A 17126-nucleotide genomic window follows, 5' to 3' on the forward strand; every position below is an offset into this window, starting at 1 on the left:
GATTTTGAACTGTGCTATTGGCAATCTCACAATGAAGTTAGTAAGCTGGATTGTTTGAGAAATTCTAATGTAAATGCAAAACTCAAGATATATAAGGAGGTGCGATCCATTGTGAATCAATTGATCGAGCAACTTCAAACTAAATTATTTACAGGCAGGCTGAATCTTGAAGCAAGGGATGGGCCGACTTGGACGCTATATTTTCGTTTAGGACGATTAATTTGGCAGGCTGGCGGTTCTAATGCCGATGAGCGATGGCGACGACACTTGTTGCGCTACTGTTCTAATCTGGATGTGACACAGTTGGAGCAGCTTGTCTCTCCCCAAGAAAATTATCGCGAGTATTCCATTCTTGCTAAGTTGCGAGAACAAAAATTAATCGAACAACAACAACTTGTTAGCCTGATTGCAAGCTCAATCACTGAAGTCCTGTTTGATATAATGCAGTACATTGAAGCCAAAAGAAATGGCAACAATCCAGCAGGGCAGTTGTCACCTACTACCGTTGTTGGTGAAGTTCCTGGGGTTCTCCTAGCTGTAATACCAACAGAGGAAGTTTTGAAACGGGCTACACAAGCCTGGCAAGAATGGCAAAATGCAGGACTGGCAACCTACTCGCCCAATTTATTTCCGATCATTCAACAAATTGAGCTACTCCAAGGACAAGCATCTTCTAAACAGATTATTGCTCTAGTTGATGGCACAAAAACTTTACGAGGTCTAGGGCAAAAAAGCGGTCGGGATGTCTTAGCTTTGACTCGGTTATTGATGACATTGGTAAAAACAGGGGCGATCGCTTTTTCACCTACCCCAAAACTCAGGCAGGTTGGGATTAGTCAAGAAACTGGCAACCCCTCCAGTGCAGTTAATAATTCCAATTCTTCACTAAAGACAGAAGAGGACACTGTTTTACAATTTGCGCCCAATTTCAACAAAGTTGCTCCCCCAGCGACTAGTAAAGAAATTGTCAGTCCGTCCAGTGCAGTTAATAATTTCAATTCTTCACTGAAGAAAGAAGAGAACACTGTTATACAATTTGCCCCCCCAGCTGTTATACAAGTTGCCCCCCCAGCGGCTAGTAGAGCAATTATTGATGTCTCAAGACCTTTAGTAGCCTGTGTGGATGATAGTCCGATGATCTGTCGCAGTTTGGAGGAAATTCTCACCCATCAAGGTTATCGCTTTGTTGGCATTCAAGATTCCTTGACGGCTGTTTTAAACCTAATTAAAAGCAAGCCCGACTTCATTTTTTTGGATCTGTTGATGCCAAAAGTGAATGGCTATGAAATTTGTTCTCAAATCCGTAAAACTCCAAGTCTCAAAAATGTGCCGGTTGTCATCTTAACGGGGAAAGATGGAATAGTAGATCGGATGCGAGCAAAATTAGTAGGGGCAACTGACTTTTTGGGTAAACCTGTAGAAGCAGAGAAAGTACTCAATGTGCTTCACAAGTATTTAAGCGTTTAGGTTGAAGCGGTAGTCATGTCAGTGGCTCCCCTACATCCATTTTCAAAAAAGATTTTGGATTGTAAATTGCTTTCTACATCTGGGTTGGTGTTAATTCATTTATCGCAATCATTTTTCAAATTCTGAATTAAATAGTTAGGAAAAAATGAAAAAAGTTCTTTTAGTTGAAGATAGCCTCACAGAATCCGAAAAGATGACACGTTACTTAGAGCAAGGAGGATATTCAGTTTATGAAGTTCGCAGTGGGGAAGAGGCTCAACTCAGGTTGAAACAACAAAAACCTGACTTGATTCTACTGGATTTAATTTTGCCGGGCCAAAGTGGATTTGAGTTCTGCCGCAAGTTGAAAGCCGATCCGACAACAAAAGGAATCCCGGTAGTGATTTGCTCAACTAAAAATACAGATGTTGATAAAACTTGGGGCACTATGAGTGGTGCCGATGGCTATTTAGTCAAACCTGTAGATGAAAATACCTTGCTCCAGACTGTTAATAAATTTATTCGCTAAAGGAAACTAGGGCAATGGTACAGGCCAATGATAGCTTTTCTTCGCTACCCATTAATAGCCAATTTCGACTTGAAAACTCTTCTCAAGGAAACAACCAGAGGTTTTTAAGATTTCCGTTGAATGGAAAGGTAAATGGGTTACTCCCATTAGCTGATTTGCGAGGAGTAATTCAGGTTGCGCTGACCGAGATTTTGCCAGTACCGCAGGTAGCAGAATTTTTGTTAGGCATAATGAATTGGCGGGGAGAAGCGATCTGGATTCTTGATTTAGCAGCTTTGTTGGGAGCAACACACTGGTGTCGGCGAGAAGGTGTGCGTAACTCTGGCATGGCGATGCTTGTTCAAGTCCAGAATCAAACCGTCGGGCTGTTGGTAGAGCAAGTCAATACCATTGAAGTTCATGACCCCCAAGAGCGGTTAGAGATTTCGACATCGATGTTACCTGGCCGACTAGGCTCATTCTTACAGGGTTACTTTGTGGATTCTCAAGGTAGCCCTTTGATGTTACTTGACACCCAGGTTGTGATTCAAGCCCTTCAGCCTCTGTGAACTACTCAGACTTGCCTACGGCAAAGGCTTCTGGACGCTGAAGCCGTTCTAGAAAAGTAAAAAGTAAAAAGATAATCCCCATAAATAAATTTAGGCAGCTCTTGACCATTTTTCTTTTTCTTTCTTTTCCCTTTTAACTTTTTACGAAAAAGATAAGGTTCAAAGCCTCGCCCGCAAGTGGCGCGATAGCTCCCTTGCTCCCTCGCTTCCTTGGTTGAAGCCCCACCCGCAAGTGGCGTGGTTTTTCTCCTCTGCTCCCCTGCCCCTCTGCTCCTCTGCTTTTTCACTTTTGCCTTTCTTAGTAATTAGCCTCCGCTCTGCATTCTACTTATTAATTCCGACAACCTTCATAGCAAGAAAGATCATGGTAGCGCAACACAATCTTAGACCGAGCCAACCTCAGTCAAATCCCAGCAACGGTTATAAGGAAACTGATAACGGGCATACCGTTGATGTACCAGGAAAACAGCAAATCACCTCCGCTCTAGAAGAATTGCGAACTGAACTGGATCAAGCTGATTGGGTGGAAACAGGGCCATTGCGAGAGAGAATCCGCAAGTTAAAAGAATTGCTAAGTGTGTTGCCGTATCAAGACGGAGGAGACGGATTAGAGGTAGAGCAAGTACAGGCGATCGCTAGCAAAATCCGCCAATTTTCCGATCTAGATACCTTGCTTGCTACTGCTGTTATGGAGGTACAAAGCTCACTGCAAGCCGATCGCGTCGTGCTGTATGAGTTTACGAATCCGACACTGGGGATAGTTGTTGCAGAGGGGATGAGGGATGGCTTTACCCCAATGCTGAAGGAAAAACTGCCCGCCGTCATTTTTGGGTTAGGTTCTGCCAAGCTTTATCAACAAGAAAAATTAGTCGCGATCGCGGATACTTACACTGCTGGCTTGTCCCCTTACCAAAAGCAGCTCGTGGAGCGGTTTCAGGTAAGAGCTTGTGTGAGTTTGCCAATCTTAGTAAAAGATGAGGTTTGGGGTTTATTGGTAGTGCAGCAATGCACTGCTGCTCGCCAGTGGCAAAATGCTGAAATTCGGTTACTAAAATTGATCGCGCAGGAATTAGAAGCGCAACTGCAAGTTGCCGTGATTCAGGCTAAGTTGCAACAAGAAGTAGAAAAAGACCAAACCCTGGTCGGTGTAGCAAATAAAATTCTCCAATCCAAAGATTTGGATACCATCTTTCGCGTTGCCACCCAAGAAGTGCGACAGTCATTAAAATGCGATCGCGTGGCAATCTATCGTTTCCAGCCAGATTGGAGTGGGGAATTTATCGCTGAATCTGCTGGATCTGAGTGGGTTTCTCTATTAGAAGAACAGCGAAACAACCCAGCAATTGTCAATAACGTTAACTATTGCAGTGTTAGGAACCTTGCAGACGAAGGGGGATTGGTTGGGACAACAGGGCGATCGCCCAGTGCAGATAGCTACATTCAGCACACCCAAGGCAAAAATTTCCATCGCGGACAGATTTATCGAGTCACGAATGATATCTACAGTGCTGGTTTTTCTGACTGCTATATCAAAGTTTTAGAAACCTATCAAGCCAAAGGATACATTATTGTTGCCATCTTCCAGGGAGAAAAGTTGTGGGGCTTGCTCGCTGCCTATCAAAATTCTCAGCCTCGTCAGTGGAAAGATAGTGAAGTTCGACTAATGGTGCAGGTTGCAACTCTGTCTAGTATTGCTATTCAACAGGTGCAATATCAGCAACAACTTTATCACCGCTCTGAGGAGTCAGCCAAACTTGTTGAACGAGAACGTACTGTTTTCGGCATCATTGAAAAGATTGGGCAAGCAACGGATCTTCGCACCCTTTTCCGCATTACCACCCAAGAGTTGCGGCGATTTTTAAAATGCGATCGCGTTGTCATTTATCAAATTTATCCAGACTGGAGTGGAGAAGTGATCGCTGAATCTGTGGCTGCTGGTTGGTCGTCACTGTTGGAGATGCAGGAACAAGACAGCATTTTAAAAACAGGTCTGCTATCTTCAGAGCGTTGCAATATTAAGGATTATGCCTCCCCGATTAAACCTGATGCCGATACCTATCTGAAGGAAACCCAGGGTGGAGTGTACACCAAAGGAACACGCTTTCGTAAAGTCAACGATATTTCTGCTGCTGGTTTTTCACCTTGCTATTTAGAAACATTAGAGAAGTTCCAAGCCAAAGCATACATTAATGTTCCCATCTTCCGCGCTGGTAATCTTTGGGGTTTGTTAGCAGCCTATCAGAATTCTGATGTGCGGAAATGGACTGAAGAAGAGACCGGTGCTTTGTTGCAGATCGGCGAACCGTTGAGCATTGCCCTCCAGCAAGCTGAATATATCGAACAGCTACGGTTAAAAAATCTCGAAATGACCCAAGTAGCTGAAGTAGAACACGCCATCGCCCGAATGACGGATAGAATGCTTCATTCCCAACACCCAGAAACAATTTACCGCACTACCTTGGCAGAATTGCGGCAGTTGTTTAAATGCGATCGCCTAGCAATATATCGCTTCGACTCTGACTGGAGTGGTGAATTTATTGCTGAATCTGTCGGAACTGACTGGGTGCCTCTGGTTGGCCCCGATATCAAGACCGTATGGAAAGACGAACACCTACAGCAAACCGAAGGCGGACGCTATCGCAACAATGAAACTTTTGCCGTCAATGACATCTATACTGTTGGTCATGCCCAGTGCCACATCGACCTGTTGGAGCAGTTCCAGGTTAAAGCCTACACCATCGCCCCGATTTTTGCTGGAAACAAACTTTGGGGTTTATTAGGAGCTTACCAAAATAGCGGCCCGCGCCAGTGGAATTCCGAGGAGGTGCGATTAGTGACCAAATTGGGCGTTCAGTTCGGGTTAAGCGTCCAGCAAGCCGAGTACATCGAACAACTGAGAACGAAGAATACAGAGTTAGCGCGAGCAGCAGAAGAGGAACAGGTGCTGACAGGGATGGTGGAAAAAATTCGCCAAGCTCAAGACGTAGATACAATTTTCCTGAATGTGCTGCCAAGTTTACGCAAACAACTACAGTGCGATCGCCTAGCAATATTTCGCTTTCATCCCGACTGGAGTGTGGAGTTTATTGCCGAATCTGTAAAAGATCAATGGCTGTCTTTAGGGGGTTCTGACATCAAAACGATTTGGATGGACGAACACCTACAAGAAACTCAGGGCGGACGCTATCGCAATCATGAAACCTTTGTTGTCAATGATATCTCCACTGCCGGTCACGTTCAGTGCTACGTAGAGATGTTAGACAAAATGCAGGCCAAAGCTTACGCGCTCGCTCCGATCTTTATTGGAAGCAAACTCTGGGGCTTTTTAGGAGCATACCAAAATACTGGCCCTCGGCAGTGGCAATCTAAGGATGTGCAACTGTTGCGAAAAATAGCTGTGCAAATGGGTATAGGTTTGCAACAGATTAAGTATATCGAACAGCTCAAGAAGAAGAATGCAGAATTAGCGCGAACCGCAGAAGGGGAACGAGCATTGACACGGCTCTCAGAAAAAATTCGCCAAGTTCAAGAGCTAGATACGATTTTCCGCAATGCCTTACCAGAATTGCGATCGCATTTAGAATGCGATCGTCTAGCCGTGTATCGCTTCAATCCAGATTGGGGTGGGGAGTTTGTTGCCGAATCCGTAAGTCGTGAATGGGTGGCTTTGGTTGGCCCCGATATCAGGACTATATGGGAAGACGAACACCTCCAACAAACTCAAGGTGGACGCTATCGCAACAACGAGACCTTTGTGATTAATGACGTTTACACTGCTGGCCATGCTCAGTGCCACTTGAAAATTCTAGAGCAATTCCAGATTAGAGCCTATATCATCACCCCGATTATTGCCGGAAACAAGCTCTGGGGTTTGTTAGGAGCTTACCAAAATAGCGGGCCGCGGCAATGGCAAGAGAATGAAGTCAACTTGGTAGCGAAAATCGGCACGCAGTTTGGGGTTGCCGTCCAGCAATCGCAATACTTACAACAAACTCTAACCAAGAATGAGGAACTGATCAAACTGGCAGAACGGGAAGTAGCAAACGCCCGATTTTCCTATCGCCTGCCAAGTCGGTTAACAGAAATGGCCCAAAGTAATGGTAATGTTCTGGAATTTATCCAGTTTGCCACCCACGAACTTCGTCAACTGCTGAAAGTAGATCGAGTTGGAGTTTACCGTTTTGAGCCTGATTGGTCTGGAGAATTTGTAGTTGAGTCTGTGACTGGGGATTGGCCTAAGTTGGTGGGAACTAGCTTGGCCAAAGTTAGAGATACCTATCTCCAGTACAACCAAGGAGGACGTTATGTCCGCAAAGAAAGTTTGCGGGTTGACAATATATATACTGTCGGTCATGACGAATGTCACGTCCAATTGTTAGAGATGTGGGGAACTAAAGCCTACATGATTTCTCCGATTTTTCAAGAAAATCGGCTCTGGGGGCTGATGGGAGTTTATCAAAATAGCGCACCGCGCCAGTGGGAGCAATCCGAAGAGGATGTTCTCAACCAAGCCAGCGTCCAGATTGGTATTGCCCTGAATCTTGCAGATTACCTAACACAGGTGCGTATTCAAGAGCAGCAACTAGCAGAAGCAGCAGAGCGCGAACGCACCGCCCGCGAAAAACTCCAACAAGGAGCTATCCGCGTTCTCATGGCTTTGGAACCATCCTTCAGAGGCGATCTTACCGTTCGAGCGCCCTTATCTGAAGATGAAATTGGGACGATCGCCGATGGTTACAATACTACGATCCAAAGTTTGCGAGATTTAGTGCGACAAGTGCAGGTTTCTGCTGGTAGGGTGAGTGAAACTTCCAGCAATAATACGATCTCAGTAGTGAAACTATCTGACCAAGCTCAACAGCAGGCAGAACGGCTCGAACACGCTCTGGAACAATTACAAATGATGGTAACTTCCACCCAGATAGTTGCTGCTGATGCCCAAAAAGTCGGACAGGCGGTTCAAAGAGCTAATAACACCGTCCAAGCTGGTGATATCCTGATGGAAAAAACCGTAGAGGGCATTTTGGAGATTCGGGAAACCGTGTCGGAAACAGCGAAGAAGATTAAACGCCTTGGTGAAGCTTCTCAGAAAATCTCGAAAGTAGTGAGTCTGATTGAAAACTTTGCCACTCAAACTAATTTGCTGGCACTCAATGCTGCCATCGAGGCTACCCGTGCTGGAGAGTATGGCAAAGGCTTTGCGGTGGTTGCAGATGAAGTTCGTTCTCTGGCTTATCAGTCGGCTAGTGCCACCACAGAAATTGAGCGACTCGTGCAAGAAATTCAAGCTGGCACCAACGAAGTTACCGAAGCAATGGAAATAGGGATTAGCCAAGTTGTTCAAGGCTCGAACTTGATCGATGAAACTCGTCATTCCCTAAGTGCGATCGTCGTAGCTACCAACGAAATTGGTGGACTAGTACAAGGAATTACCGAAGCAGTTTCCCATCAAAGTCAGCAATCTCACATATTGACAGAGGCGATGATGGATGTTTCGGCGATCGCCCGTAAGACTTCAGAAAGTGCCATGCACATTTCCGAGTCTTTTGAGGAACTACGGATGACTTCACAACAACTGGAAACCAGCGTTAGCCAGTTCAAAGTTGACTAAGTAAGTCGTGGTGAATATTTGTTCTCAGGATAAGGCAGAGGAGCAGAGGGGCAGAGGGGCAGAGGGGCAGGGGAGAAACAACTCTCCTCTGCTCCCCTGCCTCCCCTGCTCCCCCTGCCTGCCTTAACAGATAAATCTCCTTGACACCAAGCGTATTATGAACCCCGATCCCAGTAATCAAGAGCAGGCTTTTCTTGCGGAAGCGGCAGAGTTGTTGCAAACCATTGAGCAGAATCTGATCGGTTTACTTGATGAAAAAACAATAGAAAAAGTTCATGCCTTGATGCGAAGCGCCCATACTATCAAAGGGAGTGCTGCCAGTGTTGGGCAAGAAACTATTCAGACAATTGCCCATCATTTGGAAGATGTTTTCCAAGCGTTATACGCTCCAGAATTGGAAATCGATCCAGAATTGGGTGCTTTGCTTCTAGATGCTTATGAATGCCTGCGAACTCCATTGAGTGCAGCCTTGATGGGCTTATCCTGCAATGAGGCAGAAATACTCGATCGCACTGCCTCAATCTTCGCCCAACTCCAACATAAACTAGGCGACTTTTTTGGTCGTGAGGCTCTGCTTCCCACTTCGGAAGAACTTGGCTTTGATGTCGTAGAGTCAATCTTTTCCGGGAGTGTACTCCAGGATTTGCAACAGTTGGAAACTGACATTCAAAGCCAAGATCCGCAACAAATTCAAACAACACTCAACTCTCAAGCCGAATTTTTTGTCGAACTAGCAGCATCTTATGGCTTATCTGGATTGGAAGAAATTGCCCAGGCGACGCTAAACGCGCTCAAAGCACATCCAGACAAAGTACTGGAAATCGCTCAGGTAGCTTTAGAAAATTTTAAAGCAGCTCAAACAGCAGTACTTGCAGGCGATCGCACTCAAGGGGGAGAGATATCTCCGCAATTGCGAGAATGGGCAATGCTCACTACTCCTGTCCCAGAACCGCAAAGGCAGCCAGTTGCGATCGCTGCCCAACCAACACAAACGACTACAACTGAGAATCAGCCATCCCCCCTCCTCAGTGCCAGCGAAGCGGAATCAATTTGGTCGTTTTTCCCGAAGCGGACTGATAACTCAGTAGCGAAAGCACCGGAGGTACTGGCACCTATTTCTCATTCTCAGGATTCGGTAGTAGTCCCCTCTGCCATAGAGCGGATTTTACAGTCAATCTGGATCGGAGATCCAGAGACATCTTGCCGATACTCAGACTCAGATCGGCCAACTTCTCCACCACCAGCGCCAAGCCTCCAGGCTCAATCATCGGCATCACTTCCCAGTATCCGAGTCGCGATCGAACAGCTCGATCGCCTCAGCCATACAATTGGGGAATTGCTAATCAGCGAAAACCAACAAAACCTGCAATCTAACCACATCCAGAAAGCAGCTCAAGACACTCTACTACAGTTTTTGTACTGTCAAAAACAACTTAGTAAAGTTTTTACTTGGTCGGATCGACATCTGCTGCTTCCCGAACGCAAGCAGCGACATATACGTGTATCTCCCCGCTCAGTTATCTCTGTTTCCCCAACTGCCGAGGCACAATCCAATTTTGATGCCTTAGAAATGGATAATTATAGCGAGTTGCACATTCTCCTGCAAAATCTTACAGAAGACATGGTGCAATTAGGAGAACGGATTGAGGCTGTTAATGGCTTAGTTCAGCAATCTCGCTTCAGTCTCGGAAAGCGCAAGCAACTGCTTTCAGGAGCGCAGGAAGATTTGCTGCAAGCCAGAATGGTTCCACTGGGAACAGTGTTGAATCGATTACCGCGGCTGCTGCAACAGATGGTAGCAACTTATCATAAGCCTGTTGAACTCAAGCTTGGCGGTACGAAGGTACTGGTGGATAAAGCCATTTCTGAGCAGCTGTACGATCCCTTGCTGCACATGATTCGTAATGCCTTCGATCACGGCATTGAACCGGTAGAAACCCGCCGCCAGCAGGGTAAACCAGAAACCGGAACAATTACAATTCAAGCTTATCATCAAGGCAACCGCACTATTATTGAGGTACGGGATGATGGTCGAGGCTTAAACTGGGAAGCCATTCGTCAGCGAGCTATAGAAAAACACCTGCTGACTCCCGAACAAGCCGCCTACGCCTCAGAAGACCAACTGGCAGAGTTATTATTTGAACCAGGCTTTTCTACCGCCAAGCAGGTTGGTGAGTTATCTGGCCGTGGTATCGGCTTAGATGTCGTTCGCACTCAATTGCAAACTTTACAAGGTTCGATTGTGGTGCGATCGATTTTAGGGCAGGGAACCACCTTCATGCTGCAATTGCCTCTAAGCTTGACAACGGCACGCTTGCTCGTTTGTCAATCTCAAGGTATTACTTATGGCTTGCTGTCTGAAGGAGTTAGCCAGGTTTTATTACCGCAGCCAGAGCAGATTCAAGTCCAGCAATCTTTACACGGGCAAGGCAGCCAAAAATTCTGGCAGTGGGGAGAAGGGCAAAGTCTGCAACTCGTTCCCATCCGCCCGCTTGCCGATTTGCTGGATTACAAATATCCTTTATTGACCCAAGACCACAATTTAAACCTCAGTCCTTTTCCAGTCAAACAACGGAACACCGTCGAACCTCTGCTGCTGTTGGAAACAGAGCATCAATACTTGTGTTTGCAAGTCGATCAGATTTTAGTCGAGCAGGAATTAGTAATTAAATCCCTCGGCAGAGTCCTGACTTTACCTAGTTACATCCAAGGCTACAGCGTGTTGGGAAATGGTAGTCTTACCCTAATCGTTGACCCGTTGGAGTTAGTTCGGCAAACTTGGGAGACAGACATGATCCCGACTTCCCCGGCATCAATTGCAACTAAACTATTGCCTGCGCCTGAGCCTGTTCTGACTCTAGAGGGGCAGCAATCCCAGCTAACGATAACGCAACCGCAGCAACAGCCGATGGAAGTCAATACAGCCGTTGCTCAACCTAACCGACTGATGGTGCTAGTGGTAGAAGATTCGGTTGTACAAAGGCAAAGTTTGGTGCAGACGCTCCAGAAAGCCGACTATCAAGTGTTGCAAGCAGCCGATGGTCGAGAGGCGATCGCGCAAATCCTGCAACACGGTGATGTTGATTTAGTGATTTGTGACATTGAAATGCCGCAGATGAATGGATTTGAGTTTTTAGAACACCGTCGCCAAGACGAGCGTTTGTCCGGGATTCCTGTGGTGATGCTGACTACCCGTAGCGGACAGAAGCACCGCCAATTAGCTTTAGCTCTAGGAGCAAAAGCTTACATGACCAAACCCTATTCAGAACAAAATTTCCTAACCGCGATCGCTGAACTAGTTCATAACCCTTAACCCAATACCCTTGGGTTAAGCCTTTTTTCTCCCCCCTGCTTCCCCTGCCCCCTGCCCCCTGCTTCCCCTGCCCCCTGCCCCCACCCGTAACTTTCCTATGCTTAACACTCCCTTTCCGTTTAAGCGATTATCTGGCGCTGTGAGCGAGCGCGACTCATTACGAGTCGTTGTTTTTGCGATCGCAGACTATTTATTTGCCCTGCCAGTTGGTGCAGTTCTCAAGGTGATGGCTTGTCCCCCTATTAGGAGTACGGTTGAAAGTGGTATCGGGATGGTTGATTTGGGAGCGCAAACCATCACAATTGTGGACTTGCGCCAAAAGTTCATTCAGCAAGTGCAAGCCCAACAGCCGCATCAAGTTCCCTCTGCGGTTGACACTTCAGGGCGCTTCTTACTTCTGACTCAAACGCGGACTGGGGAAATTTGTGGCATTCCTGTGGACAAGCCCCCTGCCTTAATCGATATTCCTTTGTCAGCAGTGCGTCCGGTGCCTTGGTCTTATCGGCAAGTGGCGGAGTTAAGCTGTGTGAGCCACATGGCTGTTTTGCCTGTAGCAGCAAACGAGGAACCACTCAAAGTACTTCTTTTTGGTATGAGCCAGATATTGGCTGATAAGTTGGGGTTGCCCGGAACAACCCCAGCCTTGGCTCCTGGGCTGACATCAGGCGAACAACGGCAAAGATTTCTGCGTTTTTCCTTGGGCGATGGAGGAAGTGGATTGCTACCATTCCACTCATTACAGGACATTATTCATCTCGCTAGCCAAGAAATTTCCCCAGCCCCGGCCTTACCAAGTTGGATTTTAGGTTTCTATAATTGGCAAGGACAGATGCTGCGGGTGGTTGATTTGGAACATTTGCTTGGTTATGCGCCGCTTTTGAAGCGGCAGTCACGACCAGAAAAGCCAATGGTTCTGGTTATCGAACTGCAAAATCAGGTAATCGGGTTTTTGGTGGCTCATGTCTACGATGTAGAGTGGCAGGATTTACAGCAAGCACAATCAGCACCAACCGACTTTTCCCCAAACAAACTGCTAAATTTTGTTCGAGGTATTCTGCCAGGCGATCGCTGGATTTTAGACACCAGAGCGATCGCCCAGACATTGCAATGGCAAACCCACTGATAAGAGGCAGGGGGCAGGGGAAGAGGAGTGTGGGGAGTGTGGGGAGTGTGGGGGGTAAGACTTCTTCCCCATCCTCCCACACCTCCCACACCTCCCACACCTCCCACACCTCCCACACCTCCCACACCTCCCACACCTCCCACACCTCCCACACCCCTTGGATTTCTCACTTGTGAGAAATCCAGGCTTGCTCCCTGCTCCCCTGCTTTTTATATTTGACTTGATGCTGCCAAGGAGTTTTCTGTGACGATCGCAACTTTAGACCCTAATTCTGAAACCCAGGCTGTTGAAAATGAAATCCAGATAGAAGAAATTTTGGCTAATGTGGCTCTAATCAAAGCAGTCTTTCAATCTGCTAAGGGGCCAAAGGTCGCTCAATTGCAGCAGAAGGTGAGTCAAATCGAAGCTTTTATCCAAGCTTTGGCTAAGGATTCACCCAGTGACAACGATCAAAATGTTCGAGGGGCTTTTCAACTCCAGCGAGAACAACTTGCGGCCATCGATCGGCAAATGCAACAGGCAAAGGGTCAAACTGCACTTTTGGAGGTTACAGTTACCGCCCTGCGAGATGTTCTCAACGCCGATCGCGTTTTGATTTATCGTTTTGAAGAAGATAATCGCAGTCGAGCGATCGCTGAAGCGATACAAGCGGGTTGGACATCCCTGCTTAACCAATCCCTACCGATAAATTTGTTTGTTAATAAACCCGATATTGGCGACGGACAAAACTCGCAGGGCAACCTCACTGAAGTATTAGAATTAACTCCCCGGCAACAGCAATTTTGGCAACGCTTTCAGGTGCAAGCTAGCCTGTGCTTACCCTTGATTGTCAAACAACAGCCTTGGGGTTTTTTAGTTATTCATCATTGCCTCCAACCCCGACAATGGCAGGAAGCAGAGCGCAGTTTGCTGCAACAAGTAGGAATGATGTTGACAATTAACTTGCGCTGCGCTGAAATAGTAGCTCCACCTGCTCAACATCTGTCGCAGCCTCCCCAAAAGGCTGATCGCTCTGAGTTACTAGTGCCATTTCAGCAGGTGAGCCAGGCTGTACAAGCAGGAGCAAGAATCGCCGAGCTTGCCGCCGAGCATTTAATGTCTATTCAAGATACTGTTGCTATTACTAATAAACAGCTGCAATATCTTGGTGAATTTTGCCAGCAAGCTTCTGACTTTATTCGCCTTGTGGAAGGCTTGAGTACCAAAATTCAGGTTTTGTCCTTGAATACAGCCATCGAAGCCACAAAAGCTAGCGATCGGGAAAGAGGTTTGTTAGCTGCTGCCGAACAGGTGGAAATTCTCGCCCGTCAAGCCCGCGACAGCACCCTAAATATAGAGGAATGGTTCCAAGAACTCCAGGTGGCAGCAGCAGACGTTGCTTCTGCTATCGAACCGTGCGATCGCCAAATCAGTGCGGGGTTGGAGTCAATCGCGCAAATCCAGGAGCAATTCAAAGCGATCGCTGACATCGCTGCTTGTAGCCTCCAAACAATATCGAAGCCATAGAATTGTCACAAACCCCATAGAAACGAGAGTTGTTCATGAGTACCGATTTTGTCCCCCAACCGCAGAACGACGATCGCTTCCTAGAAGAAGCGATCGATTTGTTACTGTTCTTGGAGCAGGAGTTGCCTAACTATACAAAAGACAGTAACCCTGGTACAGCTTTGGCTCTCATGGAAGCTGCTAGCTCTCTGCATTCGATTGCCATAGCAGCTGAGTTAGATGCCATTGCCATCGTTGCGGCTGCACTAGAAGAGATTTTTCAGCTGCTGCATCAGTATCGGGCAACTGTCAACGCCCCAATCGCCTCCCTGTTGTCGGAAGGATTAGATTGCCTACAGATGCTGTTGATGGCATTTTTAACAGCCTCGCAAATTGACGAAGTAGAAATTCTGGAGCGGATGTCTGCCATTGTTGCTCGTCTACAAGCAGAGTTTGGCGATCGCCAACAAAGCGTTATCCCCCAGGAAACAAACCTTGAGACATCGATAGAGCAACCGCAAGAATATCAACCAGTTATTCAATTTGGCGATCGCTTGGCCGAGGTAGAATCTTCTGCGGAGCAAGTTATCGTTAAAGACAAGGAAAGTCTTGACAGGGAACTAATAGATGAAACTACCCCCCAGTCTGGCAGCCTTGTTCGCGTAGATACCGAGCAGCTTCCCATCAATGTAGGGGAACTAGCAAACCCGGAGGAGTATGGAGAAGGAGATTTTCATGCTTGGTTGGGGGATTTTTCCCTGCCTACTGAAACTTCTGTTGCATCCCTAGTTAAATCTGTTCGCGATCGCCATCCACTCTCTTTGCAAGAATCCATTTCTACCATTGTTGCAACAAGTATTCCAACCGCCACACCCATCAATATTAAGCATCTCGAACAACTCAATGTGCTAGTTGCGACATTATTAACTACATATAATCAGCAAGCCTGTCAAGAAGAAGAACAACAACATACGATCGGGCGGTTGCTCCGACAAGTTAAACGATTACAACACCTGCTCGATAACCTACAGGAATGGTCAGGACGTTTAGCAGCAATTTCAGATACCCTTTCTCCTCTAGCTGCTTCTCGCTCTCAGCAATTGTACAGTACTCTGCAATCTGTTTTGGCTGAAGCGTCTCAGGTAGCATCAACTGTTGATTCGCTGAATAACAATCATCATCAACTCAAACAAGAACTCATACAGCAGGAAAAGCTGCTTAACCATTCTGCCAATTTAGTCAAAAAAGTTACAACTATTCCTTTAAAAGTAGCCTTAGAACCGTTGCATCGGCTTTGGTCTCAGTTACAAGCTCTACAAGATAAGTCTGCTAAACTATATTTACAAGTTAGCGATATCCAAGTCAATCGGGCATTTAGCGATCGCCTCCATGCTCTCCTGTTGCATATCAGTTGCTATTTACTAGAGCAAAGTATTGAGTCTCGTCAAACACGCCAACAGCTAGGTAAAAATAGCATCGGTATTATTGAAATTGAAGTTTACCAGCAAGGAAATCAACTGATTATTGATGGCTGTGATGATGGCGCAGGAATTAACTTATCTCAAATTTATCAACAAGCTTTAGCCCAAGGACTCGCCCTGACAAAACCAGGGGATATTTTACAAGAACTAGTACTTGAACCAGAGGTTTCATCTGTTTTATGCGATCGCGCTGCCTTAGAGTTAGGAGTAGAATTAACTGAAGTTTGCAAGCAATTAACAGCTATTCAGGGAAGAATAGTATTGAAGTCTAAAGCTGGACATGGTACAGCCTTCTCGCTCCAAATTCCCCTCGATCAAAAAATTGCTCAACTTATCGTCTGTCAAGCTAACTCCAGAGTCTATGCATTTATTGCCGATTCTGTAGAGCAGATTTGTCTATCCCAGTCCGAACAAATTATCCAAACTCAAGCGGGACGTATGTTATTTTTGCAGTCTTCTGGCACCAGTGGCTTCCTTGGTTGCGATCGTGAGGATCTAACAACAGAAATGCTCGTCCCTATCCACTTATTGACTGATGTGCTGATTTGTCCTAACCAGCTTCCCACCTCAGTTACTACTTACAGCACAGATACACTAAATGCTTTCAAGCAGGATAAGCCTTTATTAGTATTTAGTTACTTAGACAAACGATGTGCTTTAGAAGTAGATTGCATCATCGGCAAACAATCCGCTGCGATCCATCCTCTGGGGGAAGCAATCCCAGTTGCTGCTTATATCCAAGGAACTAGCATTCTTGCCAATGGGCAACTTAGCCTGGTTTTGGATGGTCATCTTCTCACAAAATCTCTAACTTGAATCAATAGACCTCTTGCATAAATCAAAAATAAGAAAGAACCCTAGCGGTAACTCTGTGTCAGACAATTCATTTCGCCAATAATCGTAATGCTCGAATGGGTTACATAGACTGCTTTATCTACTCCTCCATGAACGGTGAGATCGGCTTGTCCATCACCGTCTAAATTGAGTACGCGCACCATGACGCGATCGCTAACTGGCTTTGAGTATCGATACTGATAACGACACCAGCGATGCACTGAGCTTGTCGTTGGCGCAGCCTCTCGTAGAGAAGTGTCCCCAGTAAAGAGTCCCTTACCTCTACGAGTGATTCAGAAATCAAAGACGCTCGATAGCGCAGCGTTAGCGACGCAGGAGCGTCTGACTCGCTACCGCTTTGCTATCGGATTGCTATAGTTGTATCTAGAAGTTTAAAATATCTAACGATTCTTCTATTTCTAAATCTAATATTATTTCTCGTGTATCTTTGAGTGCTTCTAACTTACCTTCTTTACGATAGATGTCTGCCGCTTTTTGAAAATCCTCAATTGCTCCCTGTTTATCTGCAATTTCTAAACGAATATTGCCACGATTATAATAAGCATCAGCATAACTAGGATTAATCTGGATTGCCTGAGTATAATCTTCAATTGCGCCCTCAAAATCTCCTAAATCTGAACGAGCATTACCACGGTTGTAGTAAGCATCAGCATAACTAGGATTAATCTGGATTGCCTGAGTATAATCTTCAATTGCGCCCTCAAAATCTCCTAAATCTGAACGAGCATTACCACG

General features: G+C 46.2%; 10 protein-coding genes. 8 read left to right on the plus strand and 2 right to left on the minus strand.

The window, feature by feature from the left end; all coding sequences use genetic code 11:
* Positions 1 to 111 precede the first annotated feature (111 nt).
* From V7K61_RS02805 to V7K61_RS02840, 8 genes are all read left to right on the plus strand, one after another.
* Positions 112 to 1467: a response regulator gene (locus V7K61_RS02805; protein ID WP_335050760.1), complete on the plus strand. Its 1356-nt coding sequence runs from the start codon at positions 112 to 114 to the stop codon at positions 1465 to 1467.
* Between the two features lie 145 nt (positions 1468 to 1612).
* Positions 1613 to 1975, plus strand: a complete 363-nt coding sequence (locus V7K61_RS02810; RefSeq protein WP_094345744.1) for a response regulator transcription factor — start codon at positions 1613 to 1615, stop codon at positions 1973 to 1975.
* 14 nt (positions 1976 to 1989) lie between these two features.
* Complete coding sequence (locus V7K61_RS02815) at positions 1990 to 2523, plus strand: chemotaxis protein CheW (RefSeq protein WP_335050762.1); 534 nt, start codon at positions 1990 to 1992, stop codon at positions 2521 to 2523.
* Between the two features lie 364 nt (positions 2524 to 2887).
* On the plus strand, positions 2888 to 8134 hold the full coding sequence (locus V7K61_RS02820; RefSeq protein ID WP_335050764.1) for a GAF domain-containing protein: 5247 nt from the start codon (positions 2888 to 2890) through the stop codon (positions 8132 to 8134).
* 157 nt (positions 8135 to 8291) lie between these two features.
* Positions 8292 to 11447: a hybrid sensor histidine kinase/response regulator gene (locus V7K61_RS02825; protein WP_335050767.1), complete on the plus strand. Its 3156-nt coding sequence runs from the start codon at positions 8292 to 8294 to the stop codon at positions 11445 to 11447.
* A gap of 97 nt (positions 11448 to 11544) precedes the next feature.
* Positions 11545 to 12570 carry a chemotaxis protein CheW gene (locus V7K61_RS02830; RefSeq protein ID WP_335050769.1) on the plus strand — a complete coding sequence of 342 codons (1026 nt, stop codon included), beginning with the start codon at positions 11545 to 11547 and terminating at the stop codon, positions 12568 to 12570.
* 243 nt (positions 12571 to 12813) lie between these two features.
* A complete protein-coding gene (locus V7K61_RS02835) occupies positions 12814 to 14076 on the plus strand; it encodes a GAF domain-containing protein (protein WP_335050771.1) in 1263 nt (420 codons plus the stop codon).
* Between the two features lie 35 nt (positions 14077 to 14111).
* A complete protein-coding gene (locus tag V7K61_RS02840; RefSeq protein WP_335050773.1) occupies positions 14112 to 16352 on the plus strand; it encodes a hypothetical protein in 2241 nt (746 codons plus the stop codon).
* Between the two features lie 41 nt (positions 16353 to 16393).
* Here V7K61_RS02840 and V7K61_RS02845 read toward each other — a convergent pair whose 3' ends face one another.
* The gene (locus V7K61_RS02845) at positions 16394 to 16591 is read right to left on the minus strand and encodes a hypothetical protein (protein ID WP_335050775.1); all 198 of its coding nucleotides are present in this window, start codon (positions 16589 to 16591) and stop codon (positions 16394 to 16396) included.
* Between the two features lie 163 nt (positions 16592 to 16754).
* Positions 16755 to 17126: tetratricopeptide repeat protein (locus V7K61_RS02850; protein WP_335050777.1), on the minus strand; the 372-nt coding region annotated here is incomplete at its 5' end.

Source organism: Nostoc sp., from assembly GCF_036918015.1.
Lineage (GTDB): Bacteria > Cyanobacteriota > Cyanobacteriia > Cyanobacteriales > Nostocaceae > Nostoc.

Bases quoted from the DNA above. Each gene is read 5' to 3' on its own strand.
- V7K61_RS02815 (WP_335050762.1), top strand. From the start codon at position 1,990: ATGGTACAGGCCAATGATAGCTTTTCTTCGCTACCCATTAATAGCCAA.
- V7K61_RS02820 (WP_335050764.1), top strand. From the start codon at position 2,888: ATGGTAGCGCAACACAATCTTAGACCGAGCCAACCTCAGTCAAATCCC.
- V7K61_RS02830 (WP_335050769.1), top strand. From the start codon at position 11,545: ATGCTTAACACTCCCTTTCCGTTTAAGCGATTATCTGGCGCTGTGAGC.
- V7K61_RS02840 (WP_335050773.1), top strand. From the start codon at position 14,112: ATGAGTACCGATTTTGTCCCCCAACCGCAGAACGACGATCGCTTCCTA.
- V7K61_RS02825 (WP_335050767.1), top strand. From the start codon at position 8,292: ATGAACCCCGATCCCAGTAATCAAGAGCAGGCTTTTCTTGCGGAAGCG.
- V7K61_RS02810 (WP_094345744.1), top strand. From the start codon at position 1,613: ATGAAAAAAGTTCTTTTAGTTGAAGATAGCCTCACAGAATCCGAAAAG.